This window comes from Micromonospora zhanjiangensis (genome assembly GCF_042650605.1).
Taxonomy (GTDB): domain Bacteria; phylum Actinomycetota; class Actinomycetes; order Mycobacteriales; family Micromonosporaceae; genus Micromonospora_J; species Micromonospora_J zhanjiangensis.
In genome coordinates, this window is the sequence record NZ_JBHSBN010000030.1 from 36,042 (window position 1) to 55,108 (window position 19,067).

10 protein-coding genes are annotated in these 19,067 nt (G+C 69.4%); 6 read left to right on the forward strand and 4 right to left on the reverse strand.

Going from position 1 to position 19,067, the window contains the following annotated elements:
* Positions 1-236 precede the first annotated feature (236 nt).
* The gene (locus ACFOX0_RS28740; protein ID WP_377551894.1) at positions 237-3,131 is read left to right on the forward strand and encodes an AfsR/SARP family transcriptional regulator; all 2,895 of its coding nucleotides are present in this window, start codon (positions 237-239) and stop codon (positions 3,129-3,131) included.
* Positions 3,132-3,322: 191 nt separating this feature from the next.
* Here ACFOX0_RS28740 and ACFOX0_RS28745 read toward each other — a convergent pair whose 3' ends face one another.
* Positions 3,323-3,517, reverse strand: coding sequence for a dihydrofolate reductase family protein (locus ACFOX0_RS28745; RefSeq protein ID WP_377551946.1), 195 nt, complete (start codon positions 3,515-3,517; stop codon positions 3,323-3,325).
* Complete coding sequence (locus tag ACFOX0_RS28750) at positions 3,475-3,768, reverse strand: dihydrofolate reductase family protein (protein WP_377551951.1); 294 nt, start codon at positions 3,766-3,768, stop codon at positions 3,475-3,477. The genes ACFOX0_RS28745 and ACFOX0_RS28750 overlap by 43 nt, the downstream gene beginning before the upstream one ends.
* 566 nt (positions 3,769-4,334) lie before the next feature.
* Here ACFOX0_RS28750 and ACFOX0_RS28755 point away from each other — a divergent pair.
* The 5 genes from ACFOX0_RS28755 to ACFOX0_RS28775 all read left to right on the forward strand — a co-directional run bounded on the left by ACFOX0_RS28755 (position 4,335) and on the right by ACFOX0_RS28775 (position 8,423).
* On the forward strand, positions 4,335-5,084 hold the full coding sequence (locus ACFOX0_RS28755; protein ID WP_377551897.1) for an ABC transporter permease: 750 nt from the start codon (positions 4,335-4,337) through the stop codon (positions 5,082-5,084).
* A 378-nt stretch (positions 5,085-5,462) separates the two neighbouring features.
* Positions 5,463-6,074: an SUKH-4 family immunity protein gene (locus tag ACFOX0_RS28760; RefSeq protein WP_377551899.1), complete on the forward strand. Its 612-nt coding sequence runs from the start codon at positions 5,463-5,465 to the stop codon at positions 6,072-6,074.
* Between the two features lie 533 nt (positions 6,075-6,607).
* A complete protein-coding gene (locus tag ACFOX0_RS28765) occupies positions 6,608-7,258 on the forward strand; it encodes an AAA family ATPase (RefSeq protein ID WP_377551901.1) in 651 nt (216 codons plus the stop codon).
* 126 nt (positions 7,259-7,384) lie between these two features.
* On the forward strand, positions 7,385-7,819 hold the full coding sequence (locus ACFOX0_RS28770; RefSeq protein WP_377551904.1) for an NUDIX hydrolase: 435 nt from the start codon (positions 7,385-7,387) through the stop codon (positions 7,817-7,819).
* A 34-nt stretch (positions 7,820-7,853) separates the two neighbouring features.
* On the forward strand, positions 7,854-8,423 hold the full coding sequence (locus ACFOX0_RS28775) for a nucleotidyltransferase family protein (RefSeq protein WP_377551907.1): 570 nt from the start codon (positions 7,854-7,856) through the stop codon (positions 8,421-8,423).
* Positions 8,424-8,828: 405 nt separating this feature from the next.
* Here ACFOX0_RS28775 and ACFOX0_RS28780 read toward each other — a convergent pair whose 3' ends face one another.
* Both ACFOX0_RS28780 and ACFOX0_RS28785 read right to left on the reverse strand, forming a co-directional pair.
* Positions 8,829-10,904, reverse strand: coding sequence for an IS701 family transposase (locus ACFOX0_RS28780; RefSeq protein WP_449288873.1), 2,076 nt, complete (start codon positions 10,902-10,904; stop codon positions 8,829-8,831).
* A 68-nt stretch (positions 10,905-10,972) separates the two neighbouring features.
* Positions 10,973-19,066 carry a SpvB/TcaC N-terminal domain-containing protein gene (locus ACFOX0_RS28785; protein ID WP_377551912.1) on the reverse strand — a complete coding sequence of 2,698 codons (8,094 nt, stop codon included), beginning with the start codon at positions 19,064-19,066 and terminating at the stop codon, positions 10,973-10,975.
* Between the last annotated feature and the right edge of the window lies 1 nt (position 19,067).

The window sequence follows — 19,067 nt, forward strand, 5'->3', positions numbered from 1 at the left end:
TGGATGACCATTCCGGCGACGTCATTGGTGTCCCTCCAGCATTGAATGTCGGCGGGACCCAGCGTCGAGGAGCCGGCTGCGGATCAGCTTGCCGTTCGCCTTGCAGTGGGCTTGCGAAGAGCTGGGAAGTGGAATGTCTGATTTTTGATTCTGCGGAGGAAAGTTTGAAGCGCTTGACCGCTGGAAGAACAATGAAATAGGCAGATCTCGATCAAGAGTGAGCGGGGGTGGAGCTGATGGAGTTCATGATTCTGGGTCCCACGAAGCTCACGGTCGAGGGGCGGTCGATCCCGCTGGGTACGGCAAAACAGCGCGGCCTGCTCGCCGTCCTTCTTTATCACGCCGACAATCCGGTGCGGGTCGAGACGATCGTGGAATTTCTGTGGCAGGACTCGGCTGTCGATGCTCGCCGCCCGTTGCTCTACACGCTGGCCAGTCGTCTGCGTGCCGCACTGAGGGCGGTCGACCTGCAGGATGCCCTGGTACGGGTGCCCGGTACCGGCGCCTACCGCCTGACCGTCGATCCTGATCTGGTCGACTACCACCGTTTCCTACGGTTGACCGCCGAGGCGCGGCAGGCAGTCGACCGTGATCAGCATGACCGGTGTGTCGCCCTGCTCACCAGGGCGAACGAGCTGTGGCGGGGCGAGCCGCTCGCAGACCTGCGTGGTGCGCGGTGCGAACACCTTCGACGGGACATGCGAGAAAGGCAATTCGGCGCGGCGAAAATGCTGGCGGAAAGCGAGTTGGTTACCGGCCAACACGACCGGGTGCTGGCCCGGCTGGAACCGTTGTTGATCGAGAATCGACTCGACGAGGGCCTGGCGAGGTTGTGGATCACCGCACTGCACGCGGCCGGTCGTACCTCCGAGGCCCGGGACTTCCTGGGTGCCTACCGTCGCCGCTACCGCCGGACGATGCGTACCGACCCGGTACTGGACATCGCGGATCTCCTGCCCACCGCATCCGCCAGGAACCAGCTCGCCGCCGTGGACGCGGCGGTGCCGGTGCCCCGGCAGTTGCCGAACGACGTACCCGACTACACGGGGCACAGCGGGCTGCTGGACGAGTTGGACGCCCTCGCCGTCGGCGAGGGCACTCCGAAGGTGGTGGTGCTGACCGGGATGCCCGGGGTGGGCAAGACCACCCTCGCCGGGCACTGGGGGCATCGCCGGCAGGGGTGGTTCCCCGACGGGCAGCTCTACCTCAACGCGGAGGCGTACGGCCCGGTGCCGCCCGTAGGCGGGCAGGAAGCACTGCACCGTTTTCTCGTCGACCTCGGCGTCCCGGCGGATCGGGTGCCCGCCGACACCCATCGACGCGTCGACCTGTACCACCGGCTGATGGATGGGCGGAGGATGCTCGTCGTGCTGGACAACGTCGTCGACTCCGACCAGGCGCAGCAGCTCCTGCCCCGCTCCGACACCAGCCTCACGGTGGTGATCAGCCGCAATCGGCTCCGCGGGTTGAGTGTCCGGCACGGCATTCGCAGCCTCACCGTCGCACCACTGTCGCCCCTCGAACGACATCACATGCTCGGCCGGATCATCGGTCCCGGACGCACGGACACGGAGCCTGCGGCACTGGAGACGCTGGCCCGGCTGTCGGGCGGGCTGCCGCTCGCGTTACGGGTCATCGGCGAGCACGTGGTCTCCCGGCCCCAGGCACGGCTCGGCGACCTGGCCGAGGAACTCACCTGCCGGCTGCTCGACATCGAGGGTGACGACACCGACGAGATGACCCTGCGGACTGTCTTCGCCTGGTCGGTCAACGCACTCGCCCCGATGCCCACCAGGCTTTTCCTGGGCCTCGGCCTCTTTCCGGGCGGCACCATCGGGACCGAGGCCGCGGCGGCGATGCTGGCGGTGGACGTCGCCGGGGCCGAGCGGGCCCTCGACCGACTCGCCCGCGCCCACCTGGTCAACCACGACACCGTCCGGCGGTATCGGATGCATGACCTGCTGCGCCGGTACGCAGCCGATCGGGCCCGGGCGGAGGAGCCCGCCGAGCAACGACACGCGGCACTGCACCGGCTGTTGGACTGGTACCTACTCACGGCCGTCAACGCCGTCACGGTCCTGGAGCCGAACCGCGCACCCGTCCCCGATCTGCCCGAACCGCGCGCGGTGACACCGATGACCTTCACCTCGGACGGCGCCGCCCTGCGATGGTGCGAGACGGAACGGACCAACGTGCTCGCCCTGGTCCGTAGCGCGGCGGTGGAGGGTTTCCATCGGCACGCCTGGCAGACCGTCGGCACGGTCCACGAGATCTTCGACCGCTCCGGGAGGCAGGAGGACATGCGCGAGATGTTGCGCATCGCCCTCGACGCCGCGACTGCCGACGGTCACGACCCGGGCCGGGTGGGCACCCTCGTCAACCTCGGAGCCAGCTATTTCACCACCCACGACTACGACCGCGCCGGCGGCCTGTTCGCCGAGGCTCTGCGTCTCGCCGAGGAGAACGGCTTCGCCGAACTGCGGACGGCCTGCCGGCACAATCTCGCCTCCGTGCACCTGCGGACCGGGGCGACCACCACCGCCATCGAGACCTTCCAGGAGGTCCTGACCGACTGTCGGGCGGCCGGGTACGCCATCGGTGAGGCGTACACGCTCTACCACCTCGGTGACGCCCACCGCCAACTCGGCCGGTACCGCCAGGCCCGCCTTCTCTACCAGCAGGCCCTTGCCATCTGGGACCGGATCGGCTCGCTGCGAGGCCGAAGCCTCAACCACGTCCGGCTCGCCGAGCTCAGCCTCGACACGGGCCAGCCCCAGGTCGCACTCGACCTCGGCCGCGTCGCTCTCGAACTACATGACCGGGTCACCGACGACACGATCCGTTGCGACGCCCTCACCGTCTCGGCCGAGGCTGAAATCCGCCTGGGGCGGCACCGTGACGCGCTGGCCGACGCCACCCTCGCCCGGGTGATCGGCGACGAGCTGACCGACCCGCTACGCCAGGCGCGCGCCCTCGCCGTACTGGCGGAGGCTCTGCGCGCGGTCGGCGACCACGACAACGCTCTCAGTCGGAGCCGGGAAGCCCTCGACCTGCTCGACGACACCGACGATCCGCAGCGGCAGGCCATTCGGGACCGGATCGCCGTGCACCACGTCCACCAGAATCGGTGAACGGTGCTCAGGACGTGGCCAGCACGCATGGCGTGAACGCCCCGGCGTACGTACCGGCGATCGCGGGGCGTTGTGCTCGGCCGTGGTCCGCGCGCGGCCACGGCCGAGCATCAGATGTCCGGATCGGGGACCGTCTCGCCGGCGGCGGGCCGATCTGGATGGTGGCGGTCGGTGTGGCGCCGAACCAGGTGTCATCCGCGGGGCGCCGTAGGCCGATAGGTCGCGATGATGGCGCCCGTGCTCGTGGACGTCGCGTCGACCAGTTCAAAGGTGGTGGGCGGCGAGTCGGCCGGGAACAGCCGCCTGCGCCCGCCACCGGCGACCACCGGGCTGATCACCAGGGTCAGCTCGTCCAGGACGCCCGCGTCGATGAGCGACTTGACCAGGGTGGGACTGCCCGAGACGCGATCTTGCCGCCGTCCTGTTCGCGGAGCTCCTTGATGAAGTCCACCACCGACCCCTCGATCAGGGTGCTGTTCGACCAGTGGTCGACCGACGTCAGGGTCGTCGACGCGACGTATTTCTGGGTCTTGTTGACGAAGCCGGCGAACGGCTCGTCGGTGGAGGTGGGCCAGTACTGCGCCCACTCGGTGAACGTGTTGCGCCCCAGGAGAATGGCGTCCTGCCCGTCGAGCATCGGCCAGAAAGACGTCGACCGCCGCCTCGGCTGCCGCCCTCATGCGGATCAGGTTTGCCCGGTGCCTCCGACAGACGCCGCATCCGGCCACCGCGCGGCCCGCGACGGCCGGATGCGGTTGCTCGTCAGGCTTTCAGGACAACCTTGGTGACACCGACCAGCCGCCGCCGGCGCCCCTGCCGGTGAGCGAGGGCCATTCCCGGCACCACCGCCCGGGACGTCGGGGAGTCGTCCACGCCGCTGATCCGGCGCACCGTGTCCGGCGCACCGTGTCCGGCGCCGCCAGCTGTGCCACGCCCAGACCGAGGCTCATCCAACCGAGCCCGCGTCCTCGCCGCTGCACCTCCTCCTGCCTGGTATTCACTGCCTCTCCGACCGCCAGTCGAGTCACGGGTAGCCTCCGTATCCAATTCGCGTCTGGCCGAGCGTCCCCGCTCCGTGACGAACCTGCGCGGCGAGCTAGTGGGGCCGGCATACCCGCCGCTGGCCACCTAAACCCGCCAAACGACATTCCGCCCTCCCGTACGGACTGAACGACCCGTCGGTGCTGAGGCGACACTGACCGGATGACCTCGACGATGCTGGTGCTCGGACCGCGGCTCGCCGCCGCGCTGGTGCTACTGACCACCGCCGCAGCAGCCATCGCCACCGTCGGGCGGCTCGGGCACGGCCGACAGATCGCCATCGCCGCCGTCCGCGCCGCGTTGCAACTGGCCGCCGTTTCACTGGTGATTACCGCGATTGTCGGCTCGCTGTGGGCCACCGGGGCGTTCGTCCTGCTCATGTGCGGAGTCGCCGCCGGCACCTCGGGCCGGCGGATCACCGGTGGGCCGTACGGCTGGTGGGCGGGCGTCCCGATCGCCACCGCCAGCCTGACCGTCGTCGCCGCGCTGCTCCTGGCGGGCCTGATGCCTCTGCGCGGCATCGCGATCATCCCGATCGCCGGCATCCTGACCGGCGGCGCCATGACCGCCACCAGCCTCGCCGGGCGGCGCTTCAACGACGAGCTTCACGCTCGGCGCGGCGAGGTCGAAGCCGCTCTCGCGCTGGGCCTGCTTCCCCGCGACGCCCGGCTGCTCGTCTGCCGCCCCGCCGCCAGCCAGGCACTCATCCCGGCCCTGGACCAGACCCGCACCGTCGGCCTGGTCACCCTCCCCGGCGCCTTCGTCGGCGTCCTCCTCGGCGGCGCGAGCCCGCTGGCCGCAGGGATCACCCAACTGTTCGTCCTCGTCGGTCTCCTCGCCGTCGAAGCCACCGCCACAGTCCTCACCATCGAGGTGATGGCCCGAGGACGGCTACGCCGGCGATCCCCGTGAACCAGCAAACGCCCAGCCGCGCGCTCGCCACACCCCGCGACGGCGCGCCGTGGTGGCCCCGCCTCGATCAAGGCCCTCCGACGCCCGGCCGCACGCCGCCGTCGGCCGGGTCACTCGGACTGACCGGCACGGCCACCCGATCGTGCCCGCGACGAGGACACCGCCCGGCGGAGCCTCGACGAACGGTTCACCCGCGGGAAGACCGACGACAACCAGTACCGGGACTATCTGGCCAACGGCACCTCTCTGTGTCAAGGCGCCGGCAGCAGAGAGGTCTCCAGCCCGACGGTGCGGGACGGCATGGGTGATCCTGGTGGTCATTTTTCGCCCATTGATACGGCCGCGGAGCCCTGCCGCCGCGAGTTTGGAGTTCCGACAGTGCTCTTCGACATCACCCGCAACGAATTCGTCGCGATCTTTGGCGAGGACCGGCTTGCGACCCTGCCCGCCGCCGCCTTCCCGGCAGCCGCCGCTGGCAGTGGCGGCGCCCGCCTCCTGCAGACCATTGGCGTTCCCACCGGGACGCTCTGGCTGCGCGGGTCCGGCGAGGATGCCGGCCGGCTACCCCTCGTTCAGGACGTCGTCGACATCGAGGACTTCGTAGACGCCCCGGCGGACGCGGGTGCCTGGTCCGTCATCGGTTGGCTGCTCAACGCCCACCTCGCCCTCGATCCGGGTACCGGCAGGGTGTACGCCGTCGACGCCGACGAGGAGACCGTGCAGGAACTCCACACGGACGTCTCCTCCCTCGTCCATGTCACCGCGCGGTTCCAGCGCCTGCTCGACGAGTTCAGCTTCATCGGCGGCGACGAAGAGGCCGGCTTCGAGCGACTGGAGCGCGAGGTCGAGCGGATCCGTCAGGAGACGAGCAGCCGTGACGCGCTCCCGTTCCGCGACGACGAGACCGTCTGGGCAGTGGTCGCCGACGAGATCGCCGCAGGGCAACGCTTCACGGGCAACAGCCCGGGAGCCCGCTCCCTCTACGGCTGACGGCTCCAAAACGGATCGGACGCGGGCCACACGGCCGATACGGCCTGCCCGTCCGACGCCGCCGGACGCCCGTACGATCGTCCCGCCCCCGCTCCTCACCCCCGGATCAGCACTCCGACTCCGAGGCCTCCGACAACGGTGCCGGTGCCCCGGTCCCACCAACGCCGGGCGCGGGGCCGACGCATCCAGGCGGCCTAACGCCCTGGCCCGACCGCGGTGAGCGCGGTCAACGGGACAGCACAAGCAAAAGGGTGATGCCCGGTGGGCAGCCTGTGAGCCGGCGTCGACCTCGGCAAGACCCACCACCACGGTCACATGGAGGACTCCGTCGAGATCGTTTGGCTGACGGTAGGAGATCTAACCCGACGCTGTGCTGGTGTCCGCAGGCCGACGACCTGCGGCTTTCCTCGCGCATCGGGCTCCGAACACCCCTACACCGGTCCGCTATCCTCCGCCGATGGCATCGAAGGGGACCGCCGCGCTGGAGGCGATGATCGAGGAAGCCACCGTCGACGCGACTGCTACGATTTCCCATGCCAGAAGGTCAGGAAGCGGAGACTTCTTGCATCAAGCGCAATTCCCCCTGTTTGCCAACCTTGCTGATCATCCGTGGGAACAGCGGTAGTGGGAAGACGACCACCGCGCGGGAGGTCCGGCGTCGTTACGGCCGCGGCTGCGCCCTCATTGAGCAGGACTACCTGCGCAGGATCGTGCTGCGTGAGCATGACAGCAGTCGTACGGATCCGGTCGCGCCGGCGTTCATCGCCGCCACTGCCCGGACCGCCCTTGACCTGGGTTACCACGTGGTCCTGGAGGGCATCCTGCACACCGGCCGCTACGCGCCCGTGCTGCGGCGCCTCATCACCGACCATGCGGGGCCGGCACACGTCTTCTACCTCGACGTCTGCTTCGACGAGACCGTCCGCCGCCACCGCACCCGCGGCGAACCGATCGACGTCACGCCTGAGCAGATGCGCGACTGGTACGCCACCCTGGATCTGCTCGACGTCCCTGGGGAACGGGTCATCCCGGAGACCTCGACGTTCGAGCAGACCGTGGCCACCATCCTCACCACCAGCGGCCTCACCGACCGCCCGCCCCTGACGCCGTGCCCGAACCAGTGCCCGCACTGCGCGGCCGAGGCCCCGCCGGACATCTTCCCCGGCGCGGGCACATCGAGTTGATGAACCGGTGTGGCCTTCACCCACGCCCAGGGCTCACGCCGTCTGGCGCACCAGGAGACCATTGTCGGCCGGCCTGACCCGCACCGGTCGAGCCGAGGTCAGACGCACCACGGGGGAGAAGGCGCCGTGCCCGAGAAGGTGATCACCACCAAGGTCCTCTGCTACGTCGTGCGGGACGGGCATTTGCTCGTCTTCCGGCACACCGACTTCAGCTACGAAGAGGTAGGCATCCAGGTCCCGGGCGGCAGCGTCCGCCCGGGTGAGGACCCCGCGGACGCCGCAGTCCGCGAGGCCCGCGAAGAAACCGGACTCTTCGACTTCACCGTCGTGCGCAAGCTGGGGGAGATCGAGTACGACATCAGCCCGCTCCGATTCGAGATCCAGCGTCGTCACGTCTTCGAAATGGCGCTGCACGGGGCGACGCCCGACCGGTGGGCGAGTCAGGAAGACCACGACGGCGAGCACGAGCCCACCCGGTTCGAATGCTTCTGGATACCGCTACGAGCCGCGCACGTCCTGCAATCCGGCCAAGGGGCCCTCGTGAGCCGATTGTTCGACTGACCAGGAACCCGACAACGGCAACCAGGAGAAACACATGCGGAACGACGAACTGCGGGACCTGGTCCGGCGCAGCCCGTGGCTGATCCGGGCGCTGGGCGTCGTCCGGGACTCCGGTCTGCCGGACGCCTGGATCGGCGCCGGAGCCATCCGCGACCTCGTCTGGGGCGTGCGGTACGGCCATGGGTTCGACCCGTCATCGGTGCGGGACGTCGACGTCGTCTTCCTCGACCCGGCGGACCTGAGCCGCGACAACGACGACCGGGCCACCCGCCGGCTGGCAGCGGCCTGGCCGGAGCCGCCGTGGGAGGCGAAGAACCAGGCCGCCGTGCACACCTGGTATCCGGCCAAATTCGGCGGCGGCCCGGTGACACCGTTGCGCAGCATCGCCGCCGCGGTCGCCACCTGGCCCGAGTACGCCACCGCCGTAGCCGTACGCCTCGACCCGCACGACCACATCGCCGTCTGCGCGCCGCACGGCCTCGACGATCTCCTCGACGGCGTGTGGCGGCGCAACCCGACCAGGGTCAGCCCGCAGATTTCCCGACAACGACTCGCCCGCCACCGCCCCGCCGAACGCTGGCCCGGCGTCCGCGTCGAGATCTGAGCCAGCGCTCAAAGCCCGCAGAGCGATACCGGCAAGGCCTGTGATCTTGGGTCAGGAGCCGTTCGGTACCGCGGCTTCGTCACGAAGTGAGCAACCGAGACCGACGGTTCCGTCGGATCGGGCGGTACGGTAAGCGCCGACTGAAACGGCGGGTTTGGAAATGATCTGGCAAGGCCGAGAGGGTATGCGAATTCATGCATGTTGTCGACCCATGCGTCGGCGGGCTCGCCTTCCTGGTCGGCGTACGTCAGCCGGGTCTTGGAGCCTCGATCAGGGAAGGCCTCGAGGTGATTGAGTGCGAATCCGGCCGGACGCCACTCGTCCTCGCTGTGGGGCACGCTTTCCGGGTGGTCGTGGAGAAAGTCCACGAGATGGCCGTCGCGTTCCCGTGAGTAGCCGATCCGATCAAGCTTGTAAATCCGAGTATGTTGGTGTCGTCGGCGGTGGTGAGTACCGCGTCTTGCCACGGCAGAAGGACGCCGGGCCCGAGCTCGAAGGGGAAGATCGCCTCCCACCAGCACACCTCCTCAAGTGGAATGGGAGCAGCTCGGCTGGATAATGACTGTCACTGCACCATGACTGAGATCGCCTTAATGGATAGTAGGTGGCGCTGCGTCCAGGACTACTCCGCACTCGTCGACCTGTGACCCGATCAATGGGGTCCCAGGGCTGACCCGCCACGCGCCACCGAGAGCGAGTGCGACCTCGCGTATCGGCCTTAGGAACGAGTTGAGGCGTCCGCCATTCGCCGCGGCTAGCACCCGGTTGTCCAGCACGGCGTCGGCTTCGGCGAAGGAGTCCGCGTGGGACCATGCCGTTGTCCAGGGTAGCCAGATGTCCGTCGAGAGCAGAAAGCTGGTTTCGACCGTGCTCGGTGTCGGCGGATCCATCCGTCGGGCAGCCACTCGTCGGTGCCGAGAGCATTGCCTGGGTGGCTCCGGATGTACTCTGTGAGGTCTCCGTCCTGCTCGCGCGCGTAGCCGACGTCGGCAATGGCGTCCACCCGGAAAATGTCCGTCGCCTCGGCTGCCTTGAGTACGGGTTCGGGAAGACCATCGGTGGGGTTGTGAAGGTGCCGCCGACGGGCAGGTTGACCGGGATGTTCACTTGGGTCATGCCGGGGGTGGCTTGTGCGTAGAGGATTCCGGTGCCGGGGGCGGTGCCACTGTTGGTGATCGTGACGGTCCAGTTGCACATGGGTGCGCGGCAGTCGGGTGCGTTGATGGTCAGGTCGAATGTGGCGTATCCCGGTTTGACGTTTCGCTGTGCGGTTGGTCCCGCCCCCGGTGACGCGGACGACGCGCCGGCCGAAGCCGCGGGGCTCGCTTCGGGCAGGACCTTCGCCACTGATACCTGGGTGCCGTTGGCGGTCTCCGATCCGGCGGGTTCGGGTGTGATGGCGACGTATGGAGGGATGGCGATCGGATCGTGGCGGGCCGGCACGACTGCGGGTGACGGGCCGGAGACGTCTGGTCTGGCGCGGTCGGCCGGGACGAGGCCGGCGGACCGGTTGTCGTCGTTGTCGTGGTAGGTAGCGGGTTGGGTCACCAGGGTCGGGTCGAGTGGTCCGCCGAGCCAGCGCAGTTTCCGGTCGCCGTCGGTGTCGAACAGTGCGGTCCAGTCGCCGGAGACGACGGTACGGACCTTGTCGTCGTTGTCTTCGGTGGGCTCGTCGTTGCGGCGGGCCGCGTGGGCGAGCGACTCCACCCGTCGGGCGAGGGCGGTCGGGTTGAGGATGGCGGCGATGTCGAATGGGAAGGCGACTCCGGGGTACACACCGATCGTGGTGGCGACCTGAACCACATAGGACAGCCCGCGTTCAGCGAGGCCGTGGCGGAACTCGCCGCTGTCGCCGTACCCGGCGTCGGCCACGATCAACGGCGGTCGCATGCCCCACCCGATGGCCTCGTCGATCATGTCCAACCCGAGACGCCACTTCTCCCGGTGCCCGACGTCGTCGGGGATCCCGGCCCGTGCACGCCGCCGCCCGACGTCCGCCACGGCGGCCGGCGAGGCGGGATCCCACGACTCGGGCAGGAACAGCCGCCAATCAACCGGACACGACGCGGTGTCGGTGACCAGGTTCAGACTCACCCCGATCTGACAGTTGGTGACCTTGCCCGCCGTGCCGGTGTACTGCCGGGCCACACCCGGCGACGCGGTCCCGCACTTGAGCCAGCCCGTGTCATCGAGAGCCCACGCCGCCGGCGTGATCACCTCATCCATCCGCAGCGCCAGGCGTCGACGCACCGGCGTCACGTCCCACGGACTGTTCGTCACGAAGTGGTTCAACGCCTGATCGTGCACACCCGGCAGGCGGCCCGCCATCGGCTGGATCGACTTACGCCGCCCGTCCAGCATCAATCCGTGCAGATACTGTCCGGCCCGGTCCTGCCATCCAGCCCGGGTCAACGACCCGAACACGTCGCCGGTGAAATCGGCCAGATCGGCGTGAAGGCGCTCCACTTCCCGAACATCCACATCGGAGCCAACGAGCCAACAAACCCATAGCTCATGAACTATACCAAAACGTGACAAAATACTACTAGCTAATCTCCCAGATACTTCCATTGCAGTCTGTTGATGAAGGCGGCGCGCCGGGCTCCTCCCGCGTTCCAGTCGTTGTTCGGATCCAGCGCGCCGCCCTGACCGTGGCACATCGCGCAGAATGGATTGACGTTCTCTCCGTTGCGGAATCGCTGCATGTTCCGCTCCGCCAACACCGGGTCGATGGCGACCCACCCGCGAGGTCGCATCTCGTAGACCATGATGGGCGCGGCGATGATCAGACCGACGCCGGACGCGGCTGCCCCCGCCTCCGCCAGGCCCACCGACCCGAACGCTGCCCCACCGATCTCCATCCCGCCGCCGACGAGACTGGCGGTCCCGCTGGTGACCTTCCCGGCGGTGACGATGCCCGGGTCTCGCTCAGTGTCGATGCTGGCGAGCATGAACGCGCCACCCGCGAAGTTCAGCGCGCCCGCGCCGCCGGCGAACCAACGCGCCGACGGAGTCATCATGAGCTCCGGGGCCGCCGGAACCGGACCCGGCGCCGTTCGGCCCGTTATGGTGGTCAACGGTGATCCGTGGACGCCGTACTTGGGATTGATCACGCCTCCGCCGTACTTGAGGTCCCCGATCAGGTCGGCGGTGCCACCGGAGATGTTGTCGCCCACGCTGATCGTCGTTCCGGGCCGGGCGACCATGATGTCGATATTGTTTGCCCCGCGCGGTCCGCCAGGTGTGCCGCCGATCTGCGTGACGACGCCGTTCACCACCCGCACTTCCGAATAGATGGACTCCGAGCCCAGGAATCCAAGCTGCTGCATCTCGTCGAGGACGTTCGTCGCGCGGGCGTGCGCAGCCGTTCCGAACGGGCTGGCAGAGCGGGGGTTGAACGTCGGCGGCCGGACGGCCCCGGTCTCGAAGCCGGCTTGGGCGTGCAAGAAGGTCAGGAGGTCTTCAATCGAGTTCGTCGCCTGCGCTGCGGTCGCAACCGAGGCGGACGGAGCGGCGGAGCGCAGCAGGTTGCCGGCCAAGGACAGTCCCGCACCGGAGCCGGAAGAACTGGAGGACGAGAGGGCGCCAGGCGGCGGCAGGTTGCGCTCAGCCGCCGGGAGCGACTGCTGCAGGGCCTCCTCACGCGCGGTCGGCTGCGTGGGGTCGATGCACGACTGCACTGCCGGGTCACAGTTCGTGCCCGTCGGGTCGCCATACCTGACCGGATTGTTCCGGCCGTAGGAGTAGAGGTTCACCCCGTCGGCCATCCCCTCGGGGTCGGCGCTCGTCCACCGTCCCAGCCACGGCGCGCAGTACCTCGCCCCGTGGTAATAGAAGCCGCTCTCCTCGTCCCGCTCCTTGCCCGTGTAGCGGTACCGCTTCGGCGTCTCGGTCCGGCTGCGTACGGCTTGACAGGTCGTGGAGCCGTACGGCGAGTACTCCTCGTAGGAGATGATCTGGGCGTGGTCGTCCAACTCGAGCCTGGTCGAGCCGAGGTGGTCGCCGTACTGGAACCGGATGAGACGTTCCGGTGCCTTGTCGTCGCCCGCGCGGTCGAGCGTGCGCGTCTCGACGAGCGCCAGGCGCCCGGTGTCGTCCATCACGTGCAGCGTCTCCCGCGCGAAGGTCGGCGTCCGCTCGCTGGCGGGTCCCTCGCTCCTGCGGAACACCTCGAACCCGCCGAGATAGAGGCGCTCCTCGACCAGGGCCGCTGACTTCTCCCAGACCTTGCGCACGCGCTGGCCGGCGGAGTCGTAGACGTAGTACGCCCTTCCCCCGCCGCCGAGATCCGTCTCGTGCAGTTGGTCCTTGTAATCCCAGCGCATGTTCGGCGCCGGCGAGCCGGCGCCGAGGTGGGGCATCCGCAGCATGTTGCCGTGCGCGTCGTAACCATCGGCGCCGCTGCTGTACGTCTCGGTCGTCGCCCCGATGCGGGTACTGGTCAGGCGGTTGCTCCGCCGCCCGGGTTCGAGCTGGCTCGGCTCGTCGTAGGCGTAGGTCCTCGTCCAGCCGGAAAGGGTCGGATCACTGCTACGGTGCCGCATCGAGAGAATGTTGCCGGCGACGTCGTACGCGTAGCGTTCGCGATAGTTGCCCATGGCCTTGCCGTCGTTGGGGTGCGGCAGGCCGATGCGCCGCGCGTCGTCGAAGGAGTACGGCGTCGGCGCGCCCGCCTGCCCCACGTGCTCGCGCCCGGTGCCCTCGATGAGCCGGTAGATGGCGTCGTACGTGTATTCCGCGCTCGGCTCCACCCGGGTGTTGCGGAAGTACACCGTTTGCTGCGCCTCGTCGCGGATGTGGGTGATGTTGCCCTTCGGGTCGTAGCTGTAGTGCAGGTTCTGCACCTGGCAGCCGGGCCACCCGGCCGGCGGCGGCTGCCGGCAGTCGCCCGGGAAGGCGGCGGCGTCGCGGCTCGTGCGCAGGTGCGTGAGGCGGAAGGTCAGCAGGTCGTAGGTGTACGCCGTCGTGGCGCCGTTGCCGTAGGTGATCCGCAGCCGCTGACCCTTGGCGTCGTAGTCGATGTCCGTCACCGCGTGCAGGTCGGCCGTGGCGGGGTCGAGCAGGTCATCCGGCTCGGCACGCTGGTCGAGCCAGGCATCCACCCGCTCCAGCAGGTTGGCCTCGTTGTACCCGTGCTGAACGACGTTGATTCCCACCCCCGGCGCGTCGCTGTGCGGGGCGATCGACTGGGTCACCCGGTTGAGGGCGTCGTAGCGGGTGTGCGCGGTGTACGTCTGCGATTCCAGCGGCACCTCGCCGGACCAGTCCAGCGGGGTCCGGTACTCCAGCGCCAGCCGGCGGCGGCTGCGCAGCAGGTTGCCCTTCACGTCGTAGCGGTCGCTGGTGACGACGCCCGCCTGGTCGGCGAGTTCTGCCACCTTGCCGCGCAGGTTGTCGTCTTCGGCGTTCGGGCGCGCCTCGCCGTAGACGTTCCGCGCGACGACGCTCTCCGGATCTGCCGCCGCGCGCAGGAAGGATTCCGTCGGCCGCCGCAGCGGGTCGTACGCGATGCGGAGGCGGTAGCCGCGGCTGTCCCAGGCGTAGAGCGACGTGCCCGCAGCGTCGTCGAGCATCCACCGCTCGCCGGCTTCCATGCTCGCCTCGTGGACCAGGTTGCCGAGCAGGTCGTAGGCGCACCGCATCACGACGCGCCCGGCGGGGTCGACGACCTTGCGCTGGTTGCCTTCGATGTCGAGGAAGACTTCCGTCGCGGGGAACTCCTCGACGGGCGGCCCGGTCATGTCGCTGTACCGGGCCCTGTTGTGGGCGACGGTGCGGAAGGTGCGGCCGAGTGAGTCCGCGTGCGCGACGGTGGGCGTCGCAGCATGGACCCCGGCCTTCTCGGCGGCCCGCGTCTCGTTCGCGCGGTCCGCCGCGTCGGGATACCGCGCCGCGAAGGCTGCGGCGTGGGCCGGATCGGTGCGCAGCGCGTGCCAGGTCGGCTGGTGATCGGCGGTCGGCAGGCGCGCGAAGAAGTCGCCCACGTCGGCATCGGTCGAGGGATCGGCGATCAGGACCGTGTCGTTGACGTCCCAGGTCTCCTGCCGCCAGGGGTCGAAGACGACCTTCTCCCAGCTGTGGTCGGGGTGCAGCGTCGCGACCACCCGTTCGACCGGGTCGTAGCAGAGCACCGGGCTGACGCCGATCCGGACGGCGAACTCGTACCGGTGGGTGTCGGTGAAGAACGGCTCGTACTGACGGACGGGCTTGCCCTTGTTGTTGAAGACCGTCCAGCCGCTGCCGACCCAGCGGGGGCTCACGTCGTCCGGGGTCAGGACGGGATGGCCGTCGGGGCCCAGGACGACCGCGCCGTCGCCGTCGCGCCGGGGGGCGGGGCCCGGCTCGGCCTGGATCTTCTTCTGGATCTCCCGGCCGAAGCCGTCGGAGTAGGAGAGGCTGACCTGGATCTTCGACCGCTGATCCGGCTGAAGGTCGCTCAGGTGGGTCTCGCGGGCGATGGTTGCGGCGACGGCGGGAGGTTTCCGGGCCGGATCCGGTTCCCGCCAGTACGCGGCGAGGTCGTAGACCATGCGGGTGGTGGCACCGGCCAGGAGGGCGGCGGCCGTCAGCCCCTTCGGTTCGGCCAGGAACCGGTCGATCGCGGCCTGGGTGAGGTCGGCGGCGAACCCGTCCAGGGAATCACCCTCGACGGCCGCCGGCGCCGGCTTGCCCATGACCGCGGTGCCGACCACCATGCCGAGGGCGTCGAACACGACCGCCGACCGGTTGCGGTTGGCATCCATCACCAGGTCGGGCTGCAGCAGGCGGTAGTTCTGCGCCCGCCGGACGACCGGCTGCGTGGGGTCGGCGTCCCGCTCGCCCGCGGTGACCCGGTTGCCCAGCGGGTCGCACGTCTCCTCGACCATCAGGTCGTACGGGTCGTAGGTCACCAGGGTCTCGGTACCGACGTCGTCGGTGTGGAACGGGTCGCGGAAGCGGTGCGGCAGGAAGAAGTGCTGCCGGGCGTGCGCCAGTTCCTGCGCCGGCGTGTCGCCGGGTTTCGGGGAGTAGAAGGACTGCCCGGACGGCGCCCACCACTGGTCGTCGTTCTCGGTGTGCAGGTAGCGGCCTTCGTCCGCCAGCATCGCGTCCGTGACGCGTCCGGCATAGACCTCCGCGACCAGGCCCGGCGTGAAGGCGTGCCGGCAGGTCCGGAAGGGCAGCGCCAGGGACTGCGCCGCGCCCAGCGGGAGAGGCCCGCCGAGGTCGTCGCGCCGGTAGTACGTGCGCAGGTGCTCGATCAGGCGCTTCTCCAGCCGCCCCGGGGTGGGGTCGCGCTCGTAGTCGAGCGCGACGGCCGCGGACGCCGCCCGGGTGATCTCGTCGAACGTGAAGCGGTGGCGCCCCGGCGCCAGTGTCAGACCGGTCAGCTCGTGTGCTCGCGACTCGCACGGCAGCGGCGTGCGGTGGTCGTCGGCCGTGTCGACGACGTTGGTGACGCTGTGCTCGGTGTACGTGACGAGCGTCCGGGCCTGCTTGGCCTGGTGCTCAGGGGCGAGCGCGGGGTCCGGCCGTCGTCGCCCGTAGCCGATCGCCGCATCCTTGAGGACGTTGCCGAAGTCGTCCACCACGAGCGTCACGGCGTGGGCGACGCGGGGATCGGCGGGGTTGCGCTCGCAGTGGTAGCTGATCGACTCGCGCGCATGTGGGAAGAACACGCCGTGCCGGTTGGCGCCCCGCGGCTGCAGCGTCCGGATCGTGAAGTTCTGCTCCGTGACCGTGTAGGGGTGCTGCGCGTTCTCCGTGCCGTCCAGGCCGTAGACCTCGTGCCGAAGCATGGAGCCCTTGAGTGCGCGGGACGCCTCGCGTGCCTCCCCGGGCGTCAGGTCGGGCGGGAGCACGGTGTCCGGCAACAGTGTCCGGACGAACGCCGCGAGCGCGGCGGCGTAGTGCGGGTCGCTCCGGTCGGGCGCGCCGTGGTACTCGGCCGCGAAGTGCGCGCTGACCCGGTCGACCCCGTCGTGGACCCCGGTGTGGAACCAGGTCCTGGTGAGCACCGGCGGGACGTGGGAGGACGCGTCGACATCGGCGCCGCCGGCTGTCCCGCCGCCGGCAGCCCGGCCGCCGGCCGCGAGCGCTCCGATCTCCTCGGTGTCCCATTTCTCCACCATTCCGAACCCGCGGAACTCGCGCTCGACGCCGTCGAAGAAGCCGTGGTGGTAGGCGAAGCGGGAGACGAAACGGTTGCCGCTGATCCGGTCGTGGGTGACGACCCGGTCGACGACATGCACGGGGAAGGGCAGCCGCGTCACCCACGGACGGCCGTCACGCTGGTCCTTGAGGTAGAAGTAGGTCGAGGGCGCGTACGAGATCTCCGTCTCGGAGCCGAGGTTGTTGACCGACTTGACCAGGAGATGTGGCTTGGTCCCGCCCATCAGGTCGACGTAGCGCAGGGGGCCGGGCGCATTGGCGGGCAGTGGCGACGACCAGACCAGGCACGCCGTGCCGTTGCCGAGCAGGTCGGCCGTCGTCACGGAGGACACGTCGTCGGCGAGCGGGAGCCGATCGAGGCGTCGCGCCTCGCTCAGCCGGTTCCCCGACTGGTTGAAGTAGATCCGCACGCCGTCGCGGTGCAGGTAGATGACGTCGTTCGTGCCGGATCCGTCGACGTCGGCTACCCGGACGCGCCGCTGGTCGAACTGGTCCGGAGCGTCGAACCACGGCGCGTTGCCCATCGTGACCTTGGCGCTGAAGCGCCCGTACCCCAGGTTCGGCCAGTAGCAGACCTCGCCGTTGCGGATGCGCACGAGGTCGGTGAGCCCGTCGCCGGACATGTCGGCCAGGTAGATGGACTGAGTGCCGTCGGCGAGGACGAGTCGGGGGCCGCGTTCCTCGTCGACCGGCTGGCGAACGTGCCGGGCCGGGCCGAAGCCGTCCTCTGCCAGCGACGGGTGCCAGGTGAAGACGTCCTGCTCCGTGATCAGGACGTCGGCGAGGCCGTCGCCGTCGAGGTCGACGAACCTCAGGTTGGGGTCGCGGGTGTCGCGGTTAAGGCGCGACGTGAAGGGGCGGAAGGGCCGCCAGCCGAACTCGCTGTCGTGCTCGTACAGCCCCGGCGCGGGGCCGTCAAGCACCACCACGTCGGGCTGGCCGTCGCCGGCCAGGTCCATGAACTGCGCCCGCCCCGCGGTGGCGCTGACGTTCGGCCTGGCTTCCATGCGTTGCAACGGCGCGAACTCGACCGGCCGGTCGCTGATCGGACTGATGTTGCGCTTGTAGAACCAGACGCCGGCCTGCTCCGTCAGGATCCCGGTGATGCCCTCGCCATGGAGGTCCACCCACTGGTACGTGGACCCGTCGAGTCCTGCCGGCAGGTTCTCCAGCTGTGCGGTGTCGGCGACCTGAACCCGGTCCCGGATCGCCGCCTTGCTGTACTCGAATTCCAGCGGCGGAAGCGACTTCTGCAGGTACGTGGCCTCGTCGGCGCCAGCCGTGGGAATGGCGCGACGCACGTAGCCCGTCTGGGTGACCGCGCGCACGAACGAGGCGAATCGGGTGCTGCCCTGGTGAGCCAGTTCCTCGTCGATCGTCGGGGACCCGTCGGGGTCGAGATCCGCGTACTCGAACTCGGTGGACCGCACCAGGCCGTCGTAACCTGGCTCGCCCGTCGGCAGGTCGGGGATGTGGTGGAACATCAGAACCCGGCGGCAGCGCCGGTACGTCCGCACCTCGAAGCCGGCGCGGTAGGAGGAGAACGGATCGGGACGTACGCCCCACGGACGGCGGGGCGTCGCCGAGGCGGTCACGAACCGGTGCTGGTCGGCCTGCGGCCGGGACGGGTCGGGACGGATGTCCGCCAGGTGCCCCTCGTCGTAGTCGAACACCACCTCGAACAGCCAGGTCGCCGCCGACAGGTCCGGCTGGACGATCCGGGGCACGTGGTTGCCGTACTTGATGCGCTTGATGTAGCGGTTCGCCGTCCGCACCCGGTTGCGCTCGTCGCCCCGGCTGCGGTCGACGCCGTCGGCGTCCTCCTGGGCGTACTCGAAGACCATCGCGTTGCCCTTGTCGTCATAGCTCTCGCAGATGAGCCAGCTGAAGACGCGGCTCGGATGCGCCGGCGACGGGTCCTCGGGGTCGACGATGCGGGAGTTGTCGTCCTTGCCGTACACGCTGGTGACGTTGGCGGGGGTGATCGACCGCCAGTGGATCTCCCCGGTGGCGGTGTTCGTCCACCGCTCGATCCGGGCGAACATGCCTTCGACGCGGGGGCGGTACCGGTGCACCACGAACCCGGGGGCGGCGCTGTCGTCGCGGAAGCGGCTGCCGTCGGCCGCCAGCACCGGCACGAGGTCCTCCGCGCCGGAGAGCACGTAGACATCGGACTCCCGGCCGTCCTGATACCGGGGCAGGCCCTTGTCGGTCTTGCGGGTGACAGCGGGCAGCGACAGGCTCCAGCCGAAGCCGAAGGGGCCGTTGCCGGAGCCCGAGTCGTAGGAGAGGGACAGCTGGGGTCCGAACCCGGAACGCCCGGGGGTGGTGGCGATCGGCACCGACATCGAACCCGTTCCGGTGACGGGATCGGTGCCGAACTTCTCCCCGATACCGCGGATCGCCCCGCCGCCCTTCGGGAGCGTGATGGACGGTGCGGCCGGCTGCTGCCGGTCGTCGTCCGGCGTACTGACCGGCTGCGGCGCGGGCATG

Bases quoted from the DNA above. Each gene is read 5' to 3' on its own strand.
- ACFOX0_RS28740 (WP_377551894.1), top strand. From the start codon at position 237: ATGGAGTTCATGATTCTGGGTCCCACGAAGCTCACGGTCGAGGGGCGG.
- ACFOX0_RS28785 (WP_377551912.1), bottom strand. From the start codon at position 19,066: ATGCCCGCGCCGCAGCCGGTCAGTACGCCGGACGACGACCGGCAGCAG.
- ACFOX0_RS28765 (WP_377551901.1), top strand. From the start codon at position 6,608: ATGCCAGAAGGTCAGGAAGCGGAGACTTCTTGCATCAAGCGCAATTCC.
- ACFOX0_RS28775 (WP_377551907.1), top strand. From the start codon at position 7,854: ATGCGGAACGACGAACTGCGGGACCTGGTCCGGCGCAGCCCGTGGCTG.
- ACFOX0_RS28755 (WP_377551897.1), top strand. From the start codon at position 4,335: ATGACCTCGACGATGCTGGTGCTCGGACCGCGGCTCGCCGCCGCGCTG.
- ACFOX0_RS28750 (WP_377551951.1), bottom strand. From the start codon at position 3,768: ATGCTCGACGGGCAGGACGCCATTCTCCTGGGGCGCAACACGTTCACC.